Genomic DNA, 18086 nt, shown 5'->3' with positions numbered 1-18086 from the left:
GAGCGACGGCGGGCGCACGCGGCGCGGCACCGGGGCGTCGACCGGATCCGCAGGCTTGCACCGCGCACGTCGTTCCCGCGTCAAACATGGCATCGGGCCGACATTCACGCCTGCATCGATATCGGAAGCGGAAGGTGGCGGCATGACCACGCATCCCGACAACACGCCCCCGAAGTCCGACCCCGGTGCCGCCGGCACGCCACCTGCAACCGCGCCCGACGACGCCCGTGACCACCGCGGCCGCCGTGAGCAGCACGAGGAAGCCGCACAGGACGAGGCGCTGGAAGAAACCTTCCCGGCCAGCGACCCGGTCTCGCCGTTCGTGCCCGCGCGACCGCGCCAGGACTGAGTCCGGCGTGGTGGACGCCGGTGACGGCGGCCCGACACGCCGTCCGCGGCCCTGCGCATGGTGTCCGCTGCACCGCCAGCAGGCTGTCCATCCGGGGTGGCCCTAGCCCGCGTGCGGGCCATGCCCCCTATAATCACCGGCTGTAATCGGTTACACCGGAGCGGTGATGCGCCTTGACGACCACCTCGAAGCGCTGCTTGCGCAGATGACGCTCGAGGAGAAGATCGGCCAGCTCGGCATCTTTGCCGACATGCTGCGGCCGTTCGCCGCCGACGTGAATCCCGAAATGAACGAGCTCAATGCCGGCGAGCTGCGCGAGCAGATCCGGGCCGGACGCGTCGGCGCGGTGTTCAACGGCGTGGGTGCGCGGCAGGGCCGCGAGTCGCAGCGCATCGCCGTGGAGGAGAGCCGGCTCGGGATCCCGCTGCTGATGGGCGCCGACGTGATCCACGGCATGCGCACGGTATTCCCGATTCCGCTGGGTGAAGCCGCGAGTTTCGAGCCGGATCTCGCGGAGCGCACCGCGCGCGCCGCGGCCATCGAGGCCACCGCCTGCGGCCTGCACTGGACCTTCGCGCCGACGCTCGACATCGCCCGCGACCAGCGCTGGGGCCGGGTGGCTGAAGCCGCGGGCGAGGACGTCGTGCTCGGCAATGCGTTCTCCGCCGCGCGCGTGCGCGGCTTTCAGGGCGACGACCTCACCGCGAACGATTCGATGCTGGCCACGCCCAAGCATTTCGTCGGCTACGGCGCGGTCATGGGCGGCCTCGACTACAACAGCGTCGAGATCTCCGAAGGCACGCTGCGCGACGTGCATCTGCCGCCATTCAAGGCCGCGCTGGATGCCGGCGCACTGACGGTGATGAGCGCCTTCAACGACATCAACGGCGTGCCGGCCTCGGCGCACGACGGCCTGCTGACCGATCTGCTGCGCGGCGAGTGGGGCTTCACGGGTTTCGTGGTGTCCGACTACACCGCGGACTTCGAACTCGTCGCGCACGGCTTCGCCGGCGACGACCGCGAGGCGACGAAGCTCTCGTTCACCGCGGGCGTCGACATGAGCATGCAGAGCGGCCTCTACGCCGCGCATCTGCCCGATCTCGTCGCCAGCGGCGAGGTCTCGATGGCGACGATCGACCAGGGCGTACGTCGCGTGTTCGCGGTCAAGCAGGCGATCGGCCTGTTCGACAACCCGTACCGCTCGCTCGATCCCGAGGTCGAGGCCGCGCTGGATCCCGAAGCGCTGCACGGCGAACTCGCGCGCGATGCCGCGCGCCGCTCGATCGTGCTGCTGAAGAACGACGACGATCTGCTGCCGCTGCGCAAATCCGGCCAGAAGCTCGCGCTGATCGGCCCGTATGCGCGCGACCGCGAGAACATCGAAGGCTGCTGGACGCTGTTCGGCGACGCGCGCCTGCACGTCAACCTCGAGGACGGCCTGCGCGCCGCGCTCGACGATGGCGCTGCACTCGAGGTCGTCGACGGCAGCGGCATGGAAGAGGCACTCGATGGCGGCATCGAGGCCGCGGTCGATGCCGCACGCAACGCCGATGTCGTGCTGCTCGCGATCGGCGAGCCGCAGGGCTTCAGCGGCGAAGCGCAGTCGCGCACACAGATCGTGATTCCGCCGGCGCAGCAGGCGCTGGCCGAGGCGGTGGCGGCCACCGGCACCCCGGTCGTCGTGCTGCTGCGTCACGGGCGCGCACTCGCGCTGCACGGCGCGGTGCGCGACGCGCGGGCGATCCTCGCGACCTGGTTTCTCGGCACCGCGACCGGGCCCGCGATCGCCGACGTGCTGTTCGGCGACTACAACCCGTCGGCGCGGCTTCCGGTGAGTTTCCCGCGTGATTCCGGCCAGCAGCCGCTGTACTACAACCGCCAGCGCACCGGCCGCCCCGAGCTGCCGGACATGACCGAATTCAAGAGCCGCTGGCGCGAGATGCCGCACAGCCCGCTGTATCCATTCGGCTACGGGCTGTCGTACACGCGCTTCGTCTATAGCGATGTCGAACTGTCGAGCGACACGCTGGACTGGGACGGCACGCTGACCGTCTCGGTGACGGTGCACAACGACGGCGCGCGCGCCGGCGAGGAGGTCGTGCAGCTCTACATCCACGATCGCGTCGCCAGCCGCGTGCGTCCGATGCGCGAGCTCAAGGCCTTCCGCAAGGTCGCGCTGCCGCCCGGCGCATCGACAACGGTGCGCTTCGAGCTCCACCGCGACCAGCTCGCCTTCACCACGCGCAGCGGCGCGTTCACCGCCGAGCCGGGGCTGTTCGACGTGTGGATCGCACCGCACGCCGAAGCGGGCGAGGCCCGTCAGTTCACGCTGCAGGCGCGCTGATCACCGGTCGACGATCGACCGGGTGCGTCGGCGTGACGGCGTGACCGCTGCGTGCCGGACGATCAGCCGGGTTTCTGTGCCCAGACGAAGACCCTCCGTTCGAACGTGCTTGGATGCGCCTCCTCGAAGCGGTCCCATGCGGCAAAGTCGTCCAGGCGGGCGCCCGGCATCATGCGGGCGAATGCCTGCTGCACGGCGTCGGACGCCTCGAGGCCCAGCGGGCGCAGCCCGTGCCGCTCGAGCATCGCGTGGATCTCGACCAGGTCGTGCCCGGTGTCTCCGGGATGCCGCAGCAGATCGCGGCATTCGCTGGTGGCGTAGAAATCGCTGAAGCGCACGACCTCGCGCCGCGGATCACCGGACGGCAGCGCGAGGATCTCCTGGCGCAGCGCGCGGATGCCGGCCATGGTCGGCGGCGTCTGCTGCGCCTGCGACTCGTCCCGGCAGCGCTGGAGGCACTGGCGGCCGCGCCGGCTGTCGAGCGCGATCCGCAGCAGGCCTTGCGGTGCCAGGCAGTCCACCAGGGCCGCAAGCCCCGCCTCGGGGGTCTGCAGATGGTGAAGCGCGCCTGCGGATTCGATGAAATCGAAATGCCGCCCCAGCGCGCGCAACTGCAACAGGTCGGCCTGGGCGAATTCGATGCCGTGGACGTCGTGGCGCTGCGCCATCGTCATCGCGTAACCGAGGTGGGTCCGGCTCGGGTCGATCGCGAGCAGCGTCAGGCCGTCGATCCGCAGCGCCATGTCGATCGCATGCTGCCCGGTCCCGCAGCCGGCGTGCAGCGCACGAACCCCGGCCGGATCGGACGCGACCTGGAGCGCCGGCCCGCCGGCGATGGCCTGACGGGCGAAGTGCGCCAACGGGATGCGCGCCGACTGCGCCGGCAGGGCGGTCCAGCGCGGATACGGATCGGCGTCGTCCTGTAGCCGCACGCGGCTGGACGTGGCGTCGTCGATCGCGGTCAGCTGCGGCACTGTCGCCGATGCCGCCTGTGCCTGCGTGCGCAGCGCCCGCTGTTGCGACACCAGCCGGGTCACGGCATCCGGCCATGCCGACATGGCGAGCTGCAGATCGTCGCCGAGCACGGTGTCGACGGGTGCGTACATCGCGAACGCGAGCACATCGAACGGCGTGGCATCCCCATCCCGGATCCGCGTCTCGAGTGCCTGGAGCTCTGCCGTCTCCGCCGGCGTTTGCGCCCAGCAGTATTCGTTCCGCCAGCATTGCGTGGCGATCGCGACGGCCAGCCGCACGATCGGATCCAGCGCTGCGACGCTGTCGACGGCTGCCAACTGCGCGAGCAGGCGCTGCCGGGCGCCGGTGAGCAGGGTCTCGAGGTCCGGCGTCGTGATGCGTGCATGCACGAGCACCCGCATCAGCAGCGGCATGTCCGCCAGCCCTTCGAGCGGGACCTGCTGCGCGCTGCCGTGTTGCAGGTCCAGCGTCACCCGGGCCATGGCCAGCGGGGCCAGCAACTGCGGCATCAGCAACGGCGTGCCGAGCCCCTCGATGAGCAGGCGGACGACCCTCGGGTCGTGCAGCGTCCAGGCCATCGTGTGCCCGTGATCGAGCAGCACGGCGAGCGCCGCCTGGGCGATGACCAGCGACCCGGGCGCGTGCGCAAGACAGTCGAGGTAAGCGCGCAGGGCGTCGTCCGCGCGGCCCAGGGCCAGCAAGGCCTGGGCACGATGGACGCCTGCCGACGTGTCGCCGGGGGCGAGGCGCAGCGCCGTCTCGAAGCACGCGAGCGCACGTCGGGGCTCGTCGTTGTCGAGCCAGGCGCTGCCCAGCCTGTCGTGCGCGCCGGCGTCGTCGGGATGCGCGATGACGGCCTGTTCGAGTTGCACCCAGCGCTGCCGTGTCGTTGTGCCCGAGTGGCGGCAGGCGTCCAGATGGGCGCGACATTCGGTATTGCCCGGCTCGATGACCAGCACCCGCCTGCACAGAGCAGCCGCCTCGTCGAACTTCAACTGCGCGATGAGCACGGCACTGAGATTGACGAGCACGGAGACACGATCCGGCATGAGGTCCAGCGCGCGGCGGTAGCTGGCTTCCGCCGCCAGGAACCGGTGCCGGGTGTGGTGCTCGAGGCCTTCGAAGAACAGCGCCTTGGCCTGGTCCATGACCGTCATCGGACGCGCGCCTCCGGGCGTGCAGGAATCGTCCAGCCACGCTGCAGGGCGTAGAGGATGCGCCGGTCCTCGTCGTCGAGATCACCGCTCGCCTGGGCGCGGAAGCGCATGCGGAATGCGCGCGTGGCCGCGGCGACGTCGTCGACCGGATACCCGACGACACGCAGGGCCTGGACGACGTCGAAGTCGGCCGGTGCAGGCGGCGTGCCGTCCTGTGGCCAGAGTCCGTAGCCGTGCTCGGCGAGTCGGCGCCACGGGAACTGCACGCCCGGATCGATCTTGCGCGCGGGTGCCATGTCGGAATGGCCGATGACGTTCTCCGGCGGAATCCGCCAGCGGGTCACCAGATCGTCGAGCAGCACCAGCAGGCTCTCGACCAGCGGCTCGGCGAACGGCGCGCGGCCGTCGTTGTCGAGCTCGATGCCGATCGAGGCCGAGTTCACATCGCCGATCGCGCCCCAACTGCCGGCGCCCGCATGCCAGGCGCGGTGCACGTCGGACACCAGCTGATAGCGCGTGCCGTCCTGGCCGATCAGATAGTGCGCGCTGACGCGTCCCCCGCTGTTGCCGGTGCGCAGCGTGTCGAGACTGCGCTGCGCCGAATCCTGCTCGGTGTAGTGCAGCACCACGAGCACCGGGCGGCGCACGTCGTGGTTGGGCGACGGCACCCAGGTCGCGAGCGGATTGCGCGGTGCGTTGTGCGCACAGGCGGAGAGAAGCAACGCGGCGAGAATGGTCAGCAGGAATCGGCTCATGGTGCGATTGCACACGGGCGGCGTTGCCCGCGCAAGCGTCATCGACGACGGCCGCACGAAAAAGGAGGGGCGACGGCCTTCCCCGCCGTCGCCCCTCCATGCCGCGTCCCCCCGGGATCAGTTCTCGTAGGCCGATTCGCCGTGCGACGCGATGTCGAGGCCGGCACGCTCGTCGTCCTCGGTCACGCGCAGTCCGGTGACGGCCTTGACGATCAGCATCACCACCACCGTGACCACGGCGCACCAGACGATGGTGAACACCACGCTGATGAGCTGCACCCAGACCTGGGCGCCGATCGCGAGGTCGGCCTCGGTGCCGCCGAGCGACTGCGCACTGAAGACACCCGTCAGCAACGCGCCGACGATGCCGCCGATGCCGTGCACGCCGAACACGTCCAGGCTGTCGTCGGCACGCAGCAGGCGCTTGAGGCCGGTGACGCCCCAGACGCACAACGCACCGGCGGCCAGACCGATCACCAGCGCACCCATCGGGCCCACCGTGCCGGCCGCCGGGGTGATGCCGACCAGGCCGGCGATCGCGCCCGACGCCGCGCCCAGCGCCGACGGATGCCCCTTGGTGAAGGCCTCGACGATGGCCCACGCCAGCACGCCGGCGGCGGTCGCGACCATGGTGTTGATCATCGCCAGCGAGGCGCTGGCGTCCGCGGCGAGCGCCGAGCCGGCGTTGAAGCCGAACCAGCCCACCCACAGCAGCGACGCGCCGACGAAGGTGAAGGGCAGGCTGTGCGGCTTGATCGCCTCGCGCCCGTAGCCGAGCCGCTTGCCGATGAAGTACGCGCCCACCAGCCCCGCGACACCGGCGTTGATGTGCACGACTGTGCCGCCGGCGAAATCGATCACGCCGCGATGGGCGAGAAAGCCGCCGTCGCCGCTCCACACCATGTGCACCATCGGCAGGTAGGCGAAGGTCACCCACAGCAGCGAGAACAGCAGCACCGCGGAGAACTTGATGCGCTCGGCGAAGGAACCGACGATCAGCGCAGTGGTGATGCCGGCGAACGTCGCCTGGAAGATCACGAACAGGAATTCCGGCAGGCCGTCGGCATCGGTGTCGGCCGTGATGCCGCGCAGGAAGGCCTTCTCGGTGAACGAGCCGAAGAACGCGTTGCCTTCGGTGAACGCCGCGCTGTAGCCGTAGGCCACCCACAGCACGATCACCATCGAATACACCACCAGCACCTGCATCAGCACCGAGAGCACGTTCTTGGCGCGCACCATGCCGCCGTAGAACAGCGCCAGGCCCGGCACCACCATCAGCAGCACGAGCAGGGTGGAGGTCAGCATCCAGGCGACGTTGCCGCTGTCGAACGCAGGCGCCTCGGTCGCCACCTCGGCTTCGACGAGCGCTTCACCGGTCGCCGCGACCGGCACGGCCGGCGCTGCGGTCGGAGGATCCTGCGCCAGCGCGTGGCCGCTCAGGCCGAGCAGGGCGAACGCACACAGCAGCGACAGGCACACCGCCTGCATCCGGGTCGCCCACCCGCGGGTCGTGTTCGTGATCATGGGAATCTCCGTGGGGTTAGAGCGCGTCGGCGCCGATTTCGCCTGTGCGGATGCGCAGGACCTGCTCCAGCGCGACGACGAACACCTTGCCGTCGCCGACCTTGCCGGTGCCGGCTGCGCGCGTGATCGCCTCGAGCGCGGCCTCGAACGTGTCGTCGCCGACCGCGCACTCGATCTTGATCTTGGGCAGGAAGTCGACGACGTATTCGGCGCCGCGGTAGAGCTCGGTGTGGCCCTTCTGTCGGCCGAATCCCTTGACCTCGGTGACGGTGAGGCCGGACACGCCGGCCGCGCCGAGCGCTTCGCGCACCTCGTCGAGCTTGAACGGCCGGATGATCGCGATGATCAGTTTCATGCAGGTCTCCTGTGGAGGGTCACGCCGTCAGAACGACTTGGTAACCGCAAAGGTGATGGTCTCGTCGGGACCGATCAGGTCGTTGTCGTTCCAGGCCAGCGCGACGTCGAAGCCGTTGTCGAAGGTCTTGCCCACGCCGGCCGACCAGAACGCATAGGTCGCGGTGCCGGCGGTGCCGGCGACCCACTGCTTGCCGACGGCGCCGTTGAAGCTCCAGCTGGGCGCGAACTCCCAGCCGACGGTGACGTCGAGATTGCTGCTGCCGTCGGAATCCGGGATGCCGAACAGGTCGGTGACCGCGTAGGAATACTTGGCGCCGAGGACGCTCCAGCTCAGCCCGGCATACAGCTCGGTGGTATCGGCCTTGTTGAAGCCGGCCGGATAGCTGCCCGGATACCAGTAATGCACGGCGCCGACGTCCCAGCCGACGCCGCTGTCACCGAAGTCGCCGCGAAAGCCGAGATAGCCGTCGAGCTCGACCTGGCTGGAGATGTCGGGATCGGAATCGGACAGCCAGCTGATGCTGCTGCCCCAGGCACCGGCGTAGAAGCCGCTGTCGTGCGCCCACTCGATGCCGCCCTGCAGGGCCGGCTTCTCGTCGGTCTGGGTGATGCCGCGGAACAGGTAATCGCTGGTCAGCGTGAGCGAGCCGGACACTTCGGCGTGCGCCGCGGACGCGGACAGCAGGCCGAGCGCGAGCAGCGCGGGCGCGATGATGGTGGTGCGTGACGACATGACAGGCTCCTCATCTGAAAGGAAAGCCCTCCCCGGTCAGTGCGTGCAACGTGGCGCTCCGCGCCCGACGGTCCCCCTGACCATCCTGCGGCCGGCACTCTGTGGTGCATGTGGCCGCGGCATCCCTGCGCGTGGTGCTGCTGGATCTGAAGCCGCCGGCGACGCAACCGACCGTGGGGGAGGGAGGCGTCGCCGTAGGCAGGTGACACGCGACGGGACCGGCACGGCCGGTCCCGTCGATCGATCAGTTGGCGTAGTACAGCTGGTATTCCAGCGGATGCGTGGCCGCACGGAACTTGGTGACTTCCTGCATCTTCAGCGCGATGTAGCCGTCGATGAAGTCGTCGGTGAACACACCACCGGCCTTGAGGAACTCGCGGTCGGAATCCAGCGCCTCGAGCGCCTGGTCCAGCGAATGGCAGACGGTGGGGATCAGCTTCTCTTCTTCCGGCGGCAGGTCGTAGAGATCCTTGTCGCTCGGGCCGCCCGGATCGATCTGGTTCTTGATGCCGTCGAGGCCGGCCATCATCAGCGCCGCGAAGGTCAGGTAGCCGGACTGGATCGGATCGGGGAAGCGGAACTCCACCCGGCGCGCCTTCGGATTGGCCACGTACGGGATGCGGCACGAGGCCGAACGGTTGCGCGCCGAATAGGCCAGCATCACCGGCGCTTCGAAGCCCGGGACCAGACGCTTGTAGCTGTTGGTGCCGGCATTGGTGAACGCGTTGATCGCACGCGCGTGCTTGAACACGCCGCCGATGTACCACAGCGCCATCTGCGACAGGCCACCGTAGCCGTCACCGGTGAACAGGTTGGTGCCGCCCTTGGCCAGCGACTGGTGCACGTGCATGCCGCTGCCGTTGTCGCCGACCAGCGGCTTGGGCATGAAGGTCGCGGTCTTGCCGTTGCGGAAGGCGACGTTCTTGATCACGTACTTCATCGCCTGAAGCTCGTCGGCCTTGGTGACCAGCGAGTTGAAGCGGGTGCCGATCTCGCACTGGCCGGCGTTCGCGACCTCGTGGTGGTGCACCTCGACCTCGATCCCGATCTGCTCGAGCGTCTTGCACATCTCGGCGCGGATGTCGTGCAGCGAATCCAGCGGCTGCACCGGGAAGTAGCCGCCCTTGATGCCGGGACGGTAGCCGCTGTTGCCGCCTTCGTATTCCTTGGCCGAGTTCCAGTGCGCTTCTTCCGAATCGATGTGGAAGAAGGTGTGGCCCATCTCGTTGGCGTAGCGCACCGAATCGAAGATGAAGAACTCCGGCTCGGGACCGAAGAATGCCTGGTCGGCGACGCCGCTCGACTTCAGATAGGCCTCGGCGCGCTTGGCCAGGCCGCGCGGATCGCGCGAGTAGGACTGCATCGTGGCCGGCTCGAGCACGTCGCAGACGATGTTGAGCGTCGGGTCGGCGGTGAACGGATCGACGTAGGCCGACGTGGCGTCGGGCAGCAGCACCATGTCGGATTCGTTGATGCCCTTCCAGCCGGGGATCGACGAGCCGTCGAACATCTTGCCGTCCTCGAACAGGCCGGGCTCGACGATCGACGCCGGATAGGTCACGTGATGCTGGGTGCCGCGCATGTCGGTGAAACGCAGGTCGATGAATTCGACCTTGTGGTCCTTGATCAGCTTTTCGACGGTGTCGATGGACATCGGAAACAGTCACCTTGCGTTGAATGTGTCTTGGTCCACGCAATGACCGTGCCAATCAACAGATGCCGTCGAATCAGCGACTTAGCGTCAGCCTGTCGTGAAGGTTTCAGCTCAAGAGCACCTTACTGGTGCGAATTCCCACTAAAGCACCGAGTTGGTGCAAATCATTGTGGCAGCGGCAGACCACGCCAGGCCTTGACGGTCCGCAGCACGAAGCTGGAATTCACGTCGTCGACGGCCGGCTGGTTGAGCAGGCGATCGAGCAGAAACCCCGAGAAATGCTCGAGATCGCGCACCGCGATCTGCAACAGATAGTCCATGTCGCCGGTCAGGGCATGGCAGGCGATGACCTCGTCCCAGCCGTCCACCAACTCGGCGAACCCGGCCACCGCGGCGCTGTCGTGGTGCTTGAGCTGCACGCGCACGAAGGCCTGCAGACCGAGACCCAGTCGCTCGGCGCTGACCTCGGCCCGGTAGCCGGCAATCACCCCGTCACGCTCCAGCCGCTGCACGCGGCGCAGGCAGGCCGATGGCGACAGATGCACCCGCTCGGCGAGTTCGGCATTGGTCAGGCGGCCCTGGCGCTGCAGCTCGGCGAGCAGTTGCAGGTCGATGCGATCGAGCGTGGCGGCTGACATCAATATTGTCCTGAATTCGGAATCTGCGATGGATTATTGCGCGGATCCCCGCCAGGCGCGCAACAACGCAAGCCCATTGCACGGCTTCGGCGCTATCGTCGATTGTCATTCTTCAATCGCCGGAGCCACCATGTCCGCCCAGCCTTCGAATGCCCCGCGCCGCGTCGAGAACCTGCAGACCGACAAAGGCAAGGTGCCGGTCTATGCCACCGGCATCGTCGAGCAGCCCTGGGACACCTACAGCTCCGACGATCACGCGACCTGGGCTGCGCTCTACGCGCGCCAGCGCGAGCTGCTGGTCGGCCGCGCCTGCGACGAATTCCTGCAGGCGCAGGACGCGATGGGCATGACCCCGGACGCGATTCCGAAGTTCACCGAGCTCAACGCAGTGCTCGAAGCCGCCACCGGTTGGACCCTGCTCGGCGTCGAAGGCCTGCTGCCGGAACTCGACTTCTTCGACCATCTCGCCAACCGCCGCTTCCCGGTGACGTGGTGGATCCGTCGCCCGGACCAGATCGACTACATCGAGGAACCCGACCTCTTCCACGATCTGTTCGGCCACGTGCCGCTGCTGATGAATCCGGTGTTCGCCGATTACATGGAGGCCTACGGCAAGGGCGGCGTCAAAGCGCACGGCATCGGCCCGGACGCGCTGCAGAACCTGACCCGGCTGTACTGGTACACGGTGGAGTTCGGCCTGATCCAGCAGGCCGACGGCCTGCGCATCTTCGGTGCCGGCATCGTGTCGTCGAAGGGCGAGTCGATCTACTCGCTGGAATCGGATGCGCCCAATCGGATCGGCTTCGATCTGGAGCGCATCATGCGCACGCGCTACCGCATCGACACCTACCAGAAAACCTACTTCGTCATCGACAGCTTCGAGCAGCTGATGGACGCGACGCGGCCCGACTTCACCCCGATCTACGCGCGCCTGGCGCAGCAGGACACGGTGGGCGCGGGGACGGTGCGCGACGAGGACCGCGTGTTCCACCGCGGGACGGGCGCGGGGTGGACGGCGGGTGGGGATGTTTGACGGCGGGGATTGGTGATTCGGGATTGGTGATTCGGGATTCGGGATTCGGGATTCGGGATTCGGAACAGCGTGCAAGCACGCGGCGCTTTTCAAGGCTCGGCAAGGCGCCCCAGCGCATTCGTCATCCCCGCGCAGGCGGGGATCCATGGACCTTGATTTCGAGTGACGTCCATGGATGACCAGCCGTTCGGCTGTTGACGAACAACTCGCGCGTGCGCGGGAGTGGCGGGGTTCGAGGTCACTTGCACCGACGGCGCGATGTTCCAATCGTTCGTCTTCACCGATTCCACGTCCACTGCGCGCCCACCATCACCCCGCGCCCCGGACCCGGCTCGTAGAACCGGCCGTTGCCTTCGTTGACGATCACCGAGCCGATGTAGGCGTGGTCGAGCAGGTTGTCGACGCGCACGAAGGTCCGCAGCTCGCCCGCATCGAACCGCCAGCGGCGTGCGCCTTCGAGATGTACGAGCGCGTAGCCGGCCGCGCGCCCGGTCGCGAGATCGTCGACGACGACATCACCCACGCCCACGCCTTCGATCGCCGCGCTCCATGGCCCGCCGCTCCAGTCCAGCCGCGCGAACAGCTGCTTCGCCGGCACACCGGGAATGCGCGCGCCGGCCGTGACCGGCGTCGCCGGCACGGTGCAGCCCGCACCGGTGCAGACGAGATAGTCATCGCGGAAGGTCGCATCCAGCCAGGTCGCGGCAATGCTCAGATCGAGGGATTCGCCCAGCGGCTGGCGCAGCGACAGCTCCGCACCCTGGCGACGTGCGCGGCCGATGTTCTGGAAGCTGCTGCGACCGCCCACATTGCGCGCGACTGCGAGCTCGTCGTCGGTGTCGGCGCGGAACAGCGCGGCGTTGAGCGTGGTGCCCGAACGCGCCTGCCACTTGGTGCCGAGTTCGAGGTTGTCGCTGACCGCCGGCGCGAGATCGAAGGCGAGCCCGGCGCCGCCGTCGGCGCGGTAGCCGAGCTCGTTGAAGGTCGGCGTCTCGAAGCCGCGTCCCGCCGACGCGTACACGCGCAGATCCTCGCGCGGCGCGAACGTGACGCCCGCCACCGGCGAGGTCTGGCGGAATGCGATGCGGCCGCTGTCGTCCGGGTTGGTCGCGGTCACGAACGCGTCGCGCGAGACGAACTCTACCTCGCTGTGGCGCACGCCGGCCAGCAGTGACCAGCGCGGCGCGAAGGTCCAGTAGAGCTGCGCGAACTGGTCGCGGTTCTCGACGGTGTTGCGCTCGTCGCGGCGCAGCCTTCCGCGCACGCCGAGCGTGTCGCCGACGAAATTCTCGAAGCCCTGACGGTCCTGGCGCTGGCGATCGGCGTTCGCACCGACGGTCGCCTCGAGCGGACGCCCGGCCAGCGTGCCTTCCCAGCTCCAGCGCAGATCCAGCCCGCCGTAGCGGTTGTCGAGATCGATGACGCCGCCCGAGTTCAACGGATTGCCCTGCGCAGCCGGTGGAATCGGCAGGTACTGCACGACCGCGCGCTCGCCGCCGTAGGCCATCGCGCGCACCGTGTGCGCCTCGCCGATGCCGTGTTCGTAGACCGCGCCGGCCTGGCTCTGGCGCACGGTCTTGCGCGTATCGAACTGGCGCGCGACCGACGCGACCTGGCGCGGGTTCTCGCGCACCTGCGCGGCGGTCAGGCCGAGCGGATCCTGCGCATCGATGTCGACATGGTTGGCGACCAGATCGAGCCGGCGACGATCACCGAAATCGAAGCGCAATTTCGTGTTCGCCGAATCGCGTCGCGCGGCGCTGTGATCGCGCCAGCCCTCGGTATCGAACCGCGACAGCGCGAGGTTGTAGCCGACCGCCTCCGTGCCGCCACGCAGCTGCGTCGACAGGCTGGTCGTGTCGTCGCGTCCGTGGCTGGCCTTGAACCGCCAGGGATCGCCGGTCTGTCCGTCGGCGCTCCACAGCTGCACGACGCCGCCCGAGGAGTTGCCGTACAGCGCCGAGAACGGGCCGCGCAAGATCTCGATGCGGTCGCCGCCGACCAGACTGAAATGCGAGAGCTGGCCCTGGCCGTCGGGCATCGACGCCGGAATGCCGTCGGCGAACAGACGCACGCCGCGCACGCCGAACGTGGAACGTGCGCCGAAACCGCGGATCGACAGTTGCGTGTCCTGCGCGTGGTTCTGGCGGTCGCGCGCAAGCAGGCCGGGCACGCCCGACAGCGGTTCGGACGCGACGGTGCCGGCACGGTTGCTGTCCGCGTCGCCCAAGCGGATCGCATCGACCGAGGCCGGTGTATCGAAATCGCTGACGCCACGCAGGCGCGTGGCATCGACACGTACACGGTCCAGCGTCACCGGCTGTGCAGATGCGGCTGCAGCGTCGGCGACCGCCTGTGCCCAGGCCGGCATGCCGGCCGTCACGAGTGCCATCGCCAGCAGCGAGCGGGAAACGGCGTGGCTCATTCGATCACCAGCTTGCCGCGCATCACGTTCCAGTGCCCCGGGAACGAGCAGAAGAAGGTGTAGTCACCGCCGCGCTGCAGGCCGCGCACGGGAAAGGTGATCGTGGTCGATTCGCCGCCGCCGATCACCTTGGTATGCGCGATGACACGCGCATCGTCCTTCGGCAGGTAGCTGTCCGCGAGGCGCGCACGCCCGCCGGCGATCGCGACCGAGCGGTAGTCGGCCGTGCGCGTGAGCACCCAGTTGTGGCCCATCGCGGTCGCCGGCACGCGGCCGCTGTGCCGCAGCGTCAGCCGCACCTGGGTGCAGTCGGCGCCGACACGCAGCTCCTTCTGCGCAAACCGCATCGAATCGTCGCTGTCGACAATCAGCGGGCAGACCCGCGCGAACGCACCGGTGGCGGGAAACAACAGCAGCAGCGCGAGCGCGCCGCGCCAGGCGCGGTTCGACATGGTGGCTCCGGATCGGACTGGGGGACGATGCCGTGCATCGCGCCGCAATTGTCGCAAAGGCCGGCGTGAACGGCCTGGGACAGACTGTCGCAGGAGGATCGAGCGGGACGCCGCGATCGTCAGCCCTGCGAACGCAGGACGCGCGTTTCGACAGCCGGCTGGCGAGCCGTCCACGGCCGTCCGATCTGTGTGTCGCAGCGCACGTGCCGTCGCCGCCGCTCGCACCGACGACGGCATTGCTGCGCCCGGCCTGTCCGATGCTCCGCTGCGCCCCCTCGCGCGAACGAGAGGGGTTGCGGCCGCACTCAGGCGCGGCTGACCGTCGCGACCGCTTCGGCCACGTAGTCCAGGGTCTTCAGGCTCAACGCGGCGACGCAGATGCGCCCCGTACCGACGGCGTAGATGCCGAACTCGTCGCGCAGGCGATCGACCTGGGCGCGGCTCAGGCCCGAGTACGAGAACATGCCGGCCTGGTCCTGGATGAAGGCGAACTCCGGCGCGCCGTGTTCGGCGAGCTTCTCGACCAGGCCCGCGCGCAGGGCGTGAATGCGCTCGCGCATCTGGCCGAGCTCGGTCTCCCAGCGCGCGCGCAGTTCGGCACTGCCGAGCACACCGGCGACCAGCGCCGCGCCGTGCGTGGACGGACTGGAGTAGTTCGCGCGCACGATGCGCTTGATCTGCGACTGCACCGCGCGGCTGGCCTCGGCGGTGGCCGAGACCACGGTCAACGCGCCGACGCGCTCGCCGTAGAGCGAGAACGATTTGGAGTACGAACTGGCGACGACGAACTCGGCGATGTCCGATTCCGCCAGCAGGCGCACCGCCGTCGCGTCGGCGTCTATGCCGCGGTCGAAGCCCTGGTAGGCCATGTCGATGAACGGGAACAGCGAGCGCTCCGCCAGCACGGCGATGACTTCACGCCACTGGTCCTCGGTGAGGTCGGCGCCGGTGGGGTTGTGACAGCAGGCGTGCAGCAGCACGACGGTGCCGGCGTCGAGCGTGCGCAGGTCGGCGAGCATGCCGGCGAAGTCGACGCCGTGGGTGGCCGCGTCGAAATAGGTGTAGTCGAGGACTTCGAAGCCGACCGCGCCGAACACCGCGCGGTGGTTCTCCCAGCTCGGGTTGCTGATCGCGATGGTCGCGTGCGGCAGTACCTGCCGCAGCAGGTCGGCGCCGGTGCGCAGCGCGCCGCTGCCGCCGATGGTCTGGGTGGTCGCCACGCGGCCCGCGGCCAGCAGCGGCGAGTCCGCGCCGAACAGCAGTTCGCGCGTGGTCTTCGTGTAATCCGGCATGCCGTCGATCGGCAGATAGCCGCGCGGCTTGGCCTCGGCGGCCAGGCGCTGCTCGACCTCGCGCACCGCGTCCAGCACCGGAATACGGCCGGCTTCGTCGTAGTAGATGCCGACGCCGAGGTTGACCTTGGTGGTGCGCGGGTCGGCGTTGTAGGCCTCGCTGAGGCCGAGGATGGGATCACCGGGGACGAGTTCGACGTCTGCGAAGAATGTGGACACGGAAACGGCCTGTACGACGGAGGGGGCGGATCCCGCAGGCCCGGACGGCGTGCGAAACCCGCCCAGAATACAGCCTGGGCCGAGGACACCGCCCGCGCGATGCGGCGACAATGGCGGTTCCCGCCGCATCGGATGCCGCCATGTCCAGCATTTCCCTGACCCGCCACCTGATCGAAGCCCAGCGACAAGGCCAGCTCACGCCCGACCTGCAGCTGCTGCTCGAGGTCGTCGCGCGCGCCTGCAAGCGGATCTCGGTCGCGGTGGGCAAGGGCGCGCTGGGCGGTGTGCTCGGCGAGGCCGGCCAGGGCGACAGCATCAACGTGCAGGGCGAGGCGCAGAAGAAGCTCGACGTGATCAGCAACGATATCCTGCTCGAAGCCAACGCCTGGGGCGGCCACCTCGCGGCCTGCGCGTCGGAGGAGATGGAACATTCGCAGCCGATCCCCGACGGCTTTCCGCGCGGCAACTACCTGCTGGTGTTCGACCCGCTCGACGGCAGCTCGAACATCGACATCAATGCCAGCGTCGGCACGATCTTCTCGGTACTGCGCTGCCCCGACGGCGTCACCGCGGCCGGCGATGCCGATTTCCTGCAGCCCGGTCATACCCAGGTGGCGGCCGGCTACTGCCTCTACGGCCCGAGCACGATGCTGGTGCTGACCATCGGCCACGGCACGCACGCGTTCACGCTCGATCGCGAGCAGGGCTCGTTCGTGCTGACCAAGGCCGACCTGCGCATCCCGCAGGAGACCCGCGAGTTCGCGGTCAACATGTCCAACCAGCGCCACTGGGAGCCACCGATGCAGGCCTACGTCGACGACCTGCTGGCCGGCAAGGACGGGCCGCGGGGCAAGGACTTCAACATGCGCTGGGTCGCGGCGATGGTCGGCGACGTGCATCGCATCCTCACCCGCGGCGGCATCTTTATCTATCCGTGGGACGGCAAGGACCCCGGCAAGCCCGGCAAGCTGCGATTGATGTACGAAGCCAATCCGATGGCGATGCTGGTCGAACAGGCCGGCGGCGCGGCCACTACCGGACGCGCGCGCATCCTCGACCTGCAGCCGACGTCTCTGCACGAACGCGTGCCCGTGTTCCTCGGCTCGAAGGACGAAGTGGAGGCCGCGACGCGCTACCACCTGCAGCACGACGGCGCGCACGCATGAGCGCCGCCGACTTCATCGACGTCACGCCGGGCGCGCTGTCGGCGGAGGCGTGCGCGGCGATCGTCGCGCGCCTGCGCGGCAGCCCGGACCTGCAGCCGGGCCAGATCGGCGGCGGGGTCTATCCCGAGCTCAAGCGCAGCCGCGACCTGTCGATCAACGACCGTGCCGACTGGGCCGACGTGGTGCAGCAAGTCAACGTCGCGGTCTACGGTGGCCTGATGGCCTATCTGCGCAAATATCCACAGGTGCTGATCGCACCGCTGATGCTGCAGCAGCCCGCTGCCGACGGCAGCCTGCGCCGGCTGGTCGCCGAGGACTTCGCCGACATGGACAACGAGCGCCTCGGCGGCCTGCTGCAGACCTGCCTGCGCCCGGGCGCGATCAACCTGCAGTGGTATGCGGCCGGCGAGGGCGGGTACCCGTACTGGCACTGCGAACTGTTCCCGCGCGACGGCAGTGCCGAGACGCTGCACCGCCACCTGCTGTGGACGATCTACCTCAACGACGGCTTCGACGCAGGCGAGACCGAATTCCTGTTCCAGCAACGCAAGATCGCGCCGCGCACCGGCGACCTGCTGATCGCCCCGACCGCGTTCACGCACACCCACCGCGGCAACCGGCCGCAGAACGGCGACAAGTTCATCGCGACGAGCTGGATTCTGTTCCAGCGGGCGGAGGCGTTGTACGGGGGGTGATGCGCCGGCCGGCAGGCGGCCGCGCCTCGGCATGGGCGTTTCGTCCGTGCGTTGAATGCCTCGATCTGTGCGTCTGATTGCCCCGCAGCGTTGGATCGATTCGGCAGCCCGCCTATCGGTGTTGGCGGTGCCGGTGCCGATGGCTTTGGTTTTTGTTGCGCCGTTTTTGCTGTGGCTCTTGGCTTTGGCTTTGGCTTTGGCTTTGGCTTTGGCTTTGGCTTTGGCTGTGGCTGTGGCTGTGGCTGTGGCTGTGGCTGTCAGCGTTTGACGTGTCGAGCCGTAAAGCGAGCCGAGCACCGCAGGCTGACGCGGCCGAAG

16 protein-coding genes are annotated in these 18086 nt (G+C 68.6%); 6 read left to right on the top strand and 10 right to left on the bottom strand.

Annotated features, from left to right (window positions below; all coding sequences use genetic code 11):
- The first annotated feature begins 142 nt into the window (after window positions 1–142).
- Together ACF3M1_RS00195 and ACF3M1_RS00190 are read left to right on the top strand one after the other, a co-directional pair.
- On the top strand, window positions 143–349 hold the full coding sequence (locus ACF3M1_RS00195) for a hypothetical protein (protein ID WP_394002807.1): 207 nt from the start codon (window positions 143–145) through the stop codon (window positions 347–349).
- Window positions 350–515: 166 nt separating this feature from the next.
- A complete protein-coding gene (locus ACF3M1_RS00190; protein WP_394002805.1) occupies window positions 516–2693 on the top strand; it encodes a glycoside hydrolase family 3 N-terminal domain-containing protein in 2178 nt (725 codons plus the stop codon).
- 62 nt (window positions 2694–2755) lie between these two features.
- Here the strand turns inward: ACF3M1_RS00190 and ACF3M1_RS00185 are convergent, their stop codons facing one another.
- From ACF3M1_RS00185 to ACF3M1_RS00155, 7 genes are all read right to left on the bottom strand, one after another.
- Window positions 2756–4816: a methyltransferase domain-containing protein gene (locus tag ACF3M1_RS00185; protein ID WP_394002803.1), complete on the bottom strand. Its 2061-nt coding sequence runs from the start codon at window positions 4814–4816 to the stop codon at window positions 2756–2758.
- A 5-nt stretch (window positions 4817–4821) separates the two neighbouring features.
- Window positions 4822–5580 (bottom strand): N-acetylmuramoyl-L-alanine amidase, encoded by a 759-nt coding sequence (locus ACF3M1_RS00180; protein WP_394002802.1) that lies wholly within the window; start codon window positions 5578–5580, stop codon window positions 4822–4824.
- Window positions 5581–5697: 117 nt separating this feature from the next.
- On the bottom strand, window positions 5698–7104 hold the full coding sequence (locus ACF3M1_RS00175) for an ammonium transporter (protein ID WP_394002800.1): 1407 nt from the start codon (window positions 7102–7104) through the stop codon (window positions 5698–5700).
- A gap of 16 nt (window positions 7105–7120) precedes the next feature.
- Window positions 7121–7459, bottom strand: coding sequence for a P-II family nitrogen regulator (locus ACF3M1_RS00170; protein ID WP_394002798.1), 339 nt, complete (start codon window positions 7457–7459; stop codon window positions 7121–7123).
- A 27-nt stretch (window positions 7460–7486) separates the two neighbouring features.
- Window positions 7487–8194: a TorF family putative porin gene (locus tag ACF3M1_RS00165; RefSeq protein ID WP_394002796.1), complete on the bottom strand. Its 708-nt coding sequence runs from the start codon at window positions 8192–8194 to the stop codon at window positions 7487–7489.
- A gap of 244 nt (window positions 8195–8438) precedes the next feature.
- A complete protein-coding gene (glnA, locus tag ACF3M1_RS00160) occupies window positions 8439–9848 on the bottom strand; it encodes a type I glutamate--ammonia ligase (RefSeq protein WP_394002794.1) in 1410 nt (469 codons plus the stop codon).
- A 164-nt stretch (window positions 9849–10012) separates the two neighbouring features.
- Window positions 10013–10486, bottom strand: a complete 474-nt coding sequence (locus ACF3M1_RS00155; protein ID WP_394002792.1) for an Lrp/AsnC family transcriptional regulator — start codon at window positions 10484–10486, stop codon at window positions 10013–10015.
- A gap of 130 nt (window positions 10487–10616) precedes the next feature.
- On the opposite strand from ACF3M1_RS00155, the gene phhA reads away from it, so the two are divergent.
- Window positions 10617–11519: a phenylalanine 4-monooxygenase gene (gene phhA, locus ACF3M1_RS00150; RefSeq protein ID WP_394002790.1), complete on the top strand. Its 903-nt coding sequence runs from the start codon at window positions 10617–10619 to the stop codon at window positions 11517–11519.
- A gap of 277 nt (window positions 11520–11796) precedes the next feature.
- Here the strand turns inward: phhA and ACF3M1_RS00145 are convergent, their stop codons facing one another.
- From ACF3M1_RS00145 to ACF3M1_RS00135, 3 genes are all read right to left on the bottom strand, one after another.
- Complete coding sequence (locus tag ACF3M1_RS00145; protein ID WP_394005317.1) at window positions 11797–13911, bottom strand: TonB-dependent receptor family protein; 2115 nt, start codon at window positions 13909–13911, stop codon at window positions 11797–11799.
- A 29-nt stretch (window positions 13912–13940) separates the two neighbouring features.
- A complete protein-coding gene (azu, locus tag ACF3M1_RS00140; RefSeq protein WP_394002788.1) occupies window positions 13941–14396 on the bottom strand; it encodes an azurin in 456 nt (151 codons plus the stop codon).
- Window positions 14397–14701: 305 nt separating this feature from the next.
- Window positions 14702–15907 (bottom strand): aromatic amino acid transaminase, encoded by a 1206-nt coding sequence (locus ACF3M1_RS00135; RefSeq protein WP_394002786.1) that lies wholly within the window; start codon window positions 15905–15907, stop codon window positions 14702–14704.
- Window positions 15908–16047: 140 nt separating this feature from the next.
- Here ACF3M1_RS00135 and ACF3M1_RS00130 point away from each other — a divergent pair, with 140 nt between their 5' ends.
- The 3 genes from ACF3M1_RS00130 to ACF3M1_RS00120 all read left to right on the top strand — a co-directional run bounded on the left by ACF3M1_RS00130 (window position 16048) and on the right by ACF3M1_RS00120 (window position 18036).
- On the top strand, window positions 16048–17073 hold the full coding sequence (locus ACF3M1_RS00130) for a class 1 fructose-bisphosphatase (RefSeq protein WP_394002785.1): 1026 nt from the start codon (window positions 16048–16050) through the stop codon (window positions 17071–17073).
- Complete coding sequence (locus ACF3M1_RS00125) at window positions 17070–17768, top strand: 2OG-Fe(II) oxygenase (protein WP_394002783.1); 699 nt, start codon at window positions 17070–17072, stop codon at window positions 17766–17768. Before ACF3M1_RS00130 ends, ACF3M1_RS00125 begins: the two co-directional genes overlap by 4 nt.
- A 67-nt stretch (window positions 17769–17835) precedes the next feature.
- Window positions 17836–18036, top strand: coding sequence for a hypothetical protein (locus ACF3M1_RS00120; RefSeq protein WP_394002781.1), 201 nt, complete (start codon window positions 17836–17838; stop codon window positions 18034–18036).
- Window positions 18037–18086: the final 50 nt, after the last annotated feature.

It is taken from the genome of Luteimonas sp. WGS1318, assembly GCF_043187535.1.
Lineage (GTDB): Bacteria > Pseudomonadota > Gammaproteobacteria > Xanthomonadales > Xanthomonadaceae > Luteimonas.
The sequence above is the reverse complement of the archived record's forward strand: the minus strand, read 5'-3'. Positions and strand labels throughout refer to the sequence as shown.

Excerpts from the sequence above, each read along its gene's own strand:
- ACF3M1_RS00195 (WP_394002807.1), top strand. The coding sequence starts at position 143 with ATGACCACGCATCCCGACAACACGCCCCCGAAGTCCGACCCCGGTGCC.
- ACF3M1_RS00190 (WP_394002805.1), top strand. The coding sequence starts at position 516 with ATGCGCCTTGACGACCACCTCGAAGCGCTGCTTGCGCAGATGACGCTC.
- ACF3M1_RS00185 (WP_394002803.1), bottom strand. The coding sequence starts at position 4,816 with ATGGACCAGGCCAAGGCGCTGTTCTTCGAAGGCCTCGAGCACCACACC.
- ACF3M1_RS00180 (WP_394002802.1), bottom strand. The coding sequence starts at position 5,580 with ATGAGCCGATTCCTGCTGACCATTCTCGCCGCGTTGCTTCTCTCCGCC.
- ACF3M1_RS00175 (WP_394002800.1), bottom strand. The coding sequence starts at position 7,104 with ATGATCACGAACACGACCCGCGGGTGGGCGACCCGGATGCAGGCGGTG.
- ACF3M1_RS00170 (WP_394002798.1), bottom strand. The coding sequence starts at position 7,459 with ATGAAACTGATCATCGCGATCATCCGGCCGTTCAAGCTCGACGAGGTG.
- ACF3M1_RS00165 (WP_394002796.1), bottom strand. The coding sequence starts at position 8,194 with ATGTCGTCACGCACCACCATCATCGCGCCCGCGCTGCTCGCGCTCGGC.
- glnA (WP_394002794.1), bottom strand. The coding sequence starts at position 9,848 with ATGTCCATCGACACCGTCGAAAAGCTGATCAAGGACCACAAGGTCGAA.
- ACF3M1_RS00155 (WP_394002792.1), bottom strand. The coding sequence starts at position 10,486 with ATGTCAGCCGCCACGCTCGATCGCATCGACCTGCAACTGCTCGCCGAG.
- phhA (WP_394002790.1), top strand. The coding sequence starts at position 10,617 with ATGTCCGCCCAGCCTTCGAATGCCCCGCGCCGCGTCGAGAACCTGCAG.
- ACF3M1_RS00145 (WP_394005317.1), bottom strand. The coding sequence starts at position 13,911 with ATGGCACTCGTGACGGCCGGCATGCCGGCCTGGGCACAGGCGGTCGCC.
- azu (WP_394002788.1), bottom strand. The coding sequence starts at position 14,396 with ATGTCGAACCGCGCCTGGCGCGGCGCGCTCGCGCTGCTGCTGTTGTTT.
- ACF3M1_RS00130 (WP_394002785.1), top strand. The coding sequence starts at position 16,048 with ATGTCCAGCATTTCCCTGACCCGCCACCTGATCGAAGCCCAGCGACAA.
- ACF3M1_RS00125 (WP_394002783.1), top strand. The coding sequence starts at position 17,070 with ATGAGCGCCGCCGACTTCATCGACGTCACGCCGGGCGCGCTGTCGGCG.